Consider the following 3,511-nt stretch of genomic DNA (forward strand, 5'->3'; position numbering starts at 1 on the left):
GTAGTGAGGAACACGCGGTAGTCAGAAGGCAGAGCGGCGCCAAGAACTGACTCTAGCTTTCTTACCGCTTCGAAAGACATGGGTTGTGATGCCTAACACCAGAATTAAGCCGTGCCGCGAAGCGGCATCGGCTTGAATGAATTGTTAGCCGCCACCGCGCAGCACCGACAGGCCTGATTTTTGGTCAGTCGCGATCCCAGTACGAGAGCACAAACTAGCGGTCAGAACCCTATTCTCCTGATCTGCGTATACCACGTACTCTTCTCCGGCAGCGAACTCGACGCCACACAAGGCGCCGTAGAATGCAGTCTCCAACGTCTCCTCAGAGCCCTCACCCTTGAAGTTCTCGGAGATCATGAAGGTGGCAATCTTCACCGGGAAGCCGCGCTCTTCACCGGTTGATGTAGCACAGGCCATCTCGACACCTTGGCCTGGCCGCCAGACAAAAGGTTTAGTACCCGGCTGTTTGCAGCGAACTTCAACAGAGGTAACCGCACCGAGAAAGACACGGTCGCTCTAACGTAGCTCTTCTTGCGGTGTGCCAGGTGGAACGCAACTGCACGCCTCAGATACTCGGGGAACGAGGACCAGGGTGAGGAAGACAACGAATAGAATCGATCGTGTCATGGCGGCTAACGCCTGAATTAAGCCGCGCCGCGAAGCGGCGTCGGCTTGAATGAATTGTTAGGGGCGCGCCTGATGAGTTTTGAAGGCCGTGCCCGCAGCTAGACATGAGACTGAAATCAAAAGCTCACCCTCGCTCTCGGCAATACTCATGACTCGGGCAAAGATTGTCTTCACTTTCCGTCCGGTCATTGCATCGAATCTTGCGGAGCTGCTCAGGCAGTTCCATGCGTTGAATACATACTCGATACGGATTCCGTGGCCGCGATAGTAAGACTTGCGATGCTGGCTGCTGCCTTTCTCATCTTGATTCACGTTGGCGAAATAGAACGGCAGTTGCGCGACAATGAAGTCACCCTCGGCCAACACAGAAGTAATCTGAAGTTTTGACTCAATCAATGGCGTGATATCAATGACCGGTGTGCTGGATAGGACCTGATCAACCAAATCAGATAAGTAGTACGAGATGTACATTCCATCGCCAAAATCAATGAAATAAGCGCCTTTCTTCTTTGACGTAGGCCAATTCTTCTCGTTTGCGATAAATCCTTCTTTATTGATATAACCATCCTGGAAAAGCTGTTGTCGCAAATGCGGAATTGAAGATTTAACTTTCATTTTCGCAACAATCTCAAACAAACGAGGCAGATTTATCCAATCCCACCTAGAGTAATCTCTATCTTGCTTTAACTTCAGGATTGCTTTTGCGTCGAGTAGCTTGACATCTCGCTCCCAAGCGTCTTTGGATGCGCGCAGTTCTTTTTTGGAGAGCTTCTGAGAGATCTCTTTTTTTGTATGAGCTTGGTCATGATGTTCCAAGCAAAGAACTATCAGGTTGCTTTCTTCATGACTCCTCGAGACAGACCACTCATCGATGTGGTGAACAATGATTGGCTTGCTCGGATCTCGGCAGATGCAGCAGGTTCGCTTGCTCTTGATTAGAAGACTATGAAGTGTGGTGTCCGGAATCGGAGGGCGAGCTTCGCTCAAGATAACTTCGGCGGATTCTTTCCTAAGACCGAGTGCGACTAGTTTGCTGAGTGGTAGCTGTTTAAGCGACTGAAGCGTGAGACCTTTAGACGCGATTGTATTTGCTGTGTTGGTGTCCACACCTCTGGCAACGAGCGCCTTTTCCGTGAGTTTTCCCATTGCGAAGTACTCTCCTAGCGCCCCTAACGCCTGAATTAAGCCGAGCCGCGAAGCGGCTTCGGCTTGAATGAATTGTTAGGGGGCAGAGGCCGCGCACCTCCCGAGGGGAGGATGCAACCGATCTACCAGCTCCAAACCGTACAGTCCAGCATAGCCGGTACCAACTTGGGTTGCGTAGCTCTGTCGAGCGTCTGCGATTGCTTCTATGACCGGCCCAGCCGAGCCCAGTTGACGCGTGTCTACAGGGTACAGATTCCGATCTGTCCTTGCTGCTACAACTACGTACGCTGCATTGTCAGGGACAGAAACTCTTGTCCAAAGTCCACCTTTGCCGTTTTTTGCTCCCCAGCAAAGCGGCGGTTGTGGCTGTGTATCTATTGGCCTGCGGCTAGAGTCTAGGAATGCAAGAGCCGGTGCGACAAACAGCACTGAATCAAAGCGAAAGACAGATCTTTTTCTGTCAGAGTAACTTATGAACTCCAACTCTTTGCCGTTAGATCCGGTAGGCAGCTTGAACAGGCTGGCGGTTGTCGGGCGGCCGTCAAATGAGATGATAGAGCTGGCTGGCCCAAAAGAATGCTCGCTGCTGCCGCCGCCAGTTTGTACGGGATTCATTTCATCAATCGTGACGCAGCAGCGGCTTTGCACCCCCAGTTGCTGCTCTTGCACGACGGTCATGCTTTGCGCTTGATCCTGTCGCATAGGTGTCGCAGCACACGAACACAGAGCGAATGCGAGTATGACGACTCCGAGGTACTTCATCCTGCCCCTAACGCCTGAATTAAGCCGCGCCGCGAAGCGGCGTCGGCTTGAATGAATTGTTAGGTGCCAGCCTCGGCAGGCCACACCTTGTCCACCAAGTCACCGATCTCCATGGGCTCCCTGCGCCCCTCCATTGCCTTGGACCATTCTTGTGGGTTCGGAAAGCCTTGCGATACAGGCGAATCCCACAATGACGAGTTGAGCGCAAAGACGACAACGCCACCACGGGCCTCAAACGCGGGTACAGCAAGGATTGCGGCCCGAAGTTTGGCGGCGCTGGACTCTGGGAGGCCGGGCTTGAAGTCCAGCCAGACCATGGATTTTCCGCCAGGCCGGACTGCCAGGACCAAATAGCCACTTGCGGGATGCGGCTGTTCGTCAGCCAGTGCATTCTCCGCCGCAGACTGAACTGCCTTTATGTACTCAGACAGCGCCGGAACAGAAGGCGCCCGCTCCTTGAGTACGAAGTCAGGCTGCAACAGCATGATGTTCTCGGTGCGATACGGCGTAGCCGCGGAAGTCGCCGAGCTGAGAAGGATGGCTGCTAGAACCGCTAGAAACTTCATGCTGACACCTAACACTTGAGTTAAGCCGACTTGGCCCGCGCAGCGGGGCAAGTTCGGCTTGAACGAATAGTTAGGGCGCCGGCGACAGAACTGCCGGACCCCGTTGCCGGAACTGTACGCCAACCGATCGCCCTACAGGGCTTGCCCAGAGGCAACTCGGCAGTCGGTCGCCCCGTGGAAGACCGCCAGCCAGCGGCTCGCGCCTGGAGCCGTCGGGAACGAAGTTGCTGCGCGCCGATCTGGAGCGGCAGGCTTGCGCTAGGAAGGTGGAGCTGCTGCGACCACATACCGGTCATGGGATGCCTCAGCGAGCGCCCTAACACTTGAGTTAAGCCGACTTGGCCCGCGCAGCGGGGCAAGTTCGGCTTGAACGAATAGTTAGGGCGCCGGCGACAGAACTGCCGGACCCC

3 protein-coding genes are annotated in these 3,511 nt (G+C 54.5%); all 3 read right to left on the reverse strand.

Annotated elements, in window-relative coordinates:
* Nucleotides 1-144 precede the first annotated feature (144 nt).
* Nucleotides 145-417, reverse strand: a complete 273-nt coding sequence (locus tag ACFQ2D_RS16965; protein WP_386795727.1) for a hypothetical protein — start codon at nucleotides 415-417, stop codon at nucleotides 145-147.
* A 267-nt stretch (nucleotides 418-684) separates the two neighbouring features.
* Entirely contained in the window at nucleotides 685-1,773 is a 1,089-nt protein-coding gene (locus ACFQ2D_RS16970; protein ID WP_280943847.1) for a hypothetical protein, read from the reverse strand.
* Between the two features lie 821 nt (nucleotides 1,774-2,594).
* Nucleotides 2,595-3,101, reverse strand: a complete 507-nt coding sequence (locus tag ACFQ2D_RS16975) for a hypothetical protein (RefSeq protein ID WP_280943848.1) — start codon at nucleotides 3,099-3,101, stop codon at nucleotides 2,595-2,597.
* Nucleotides 3,102-3,511: the final 410 nt, after the last annotated feature.

The organism is Luteimonas composti (genome assembly GCF_042678665.1).
In the GTDB taxonomy this organism is placed as follows: domain Bacteria; phylum Pseudomonadota; class Gammaproteobacteria; order Xanthomonadales; family Xanthomonadaceae; genus Luteimonas; species Luteimonas composti.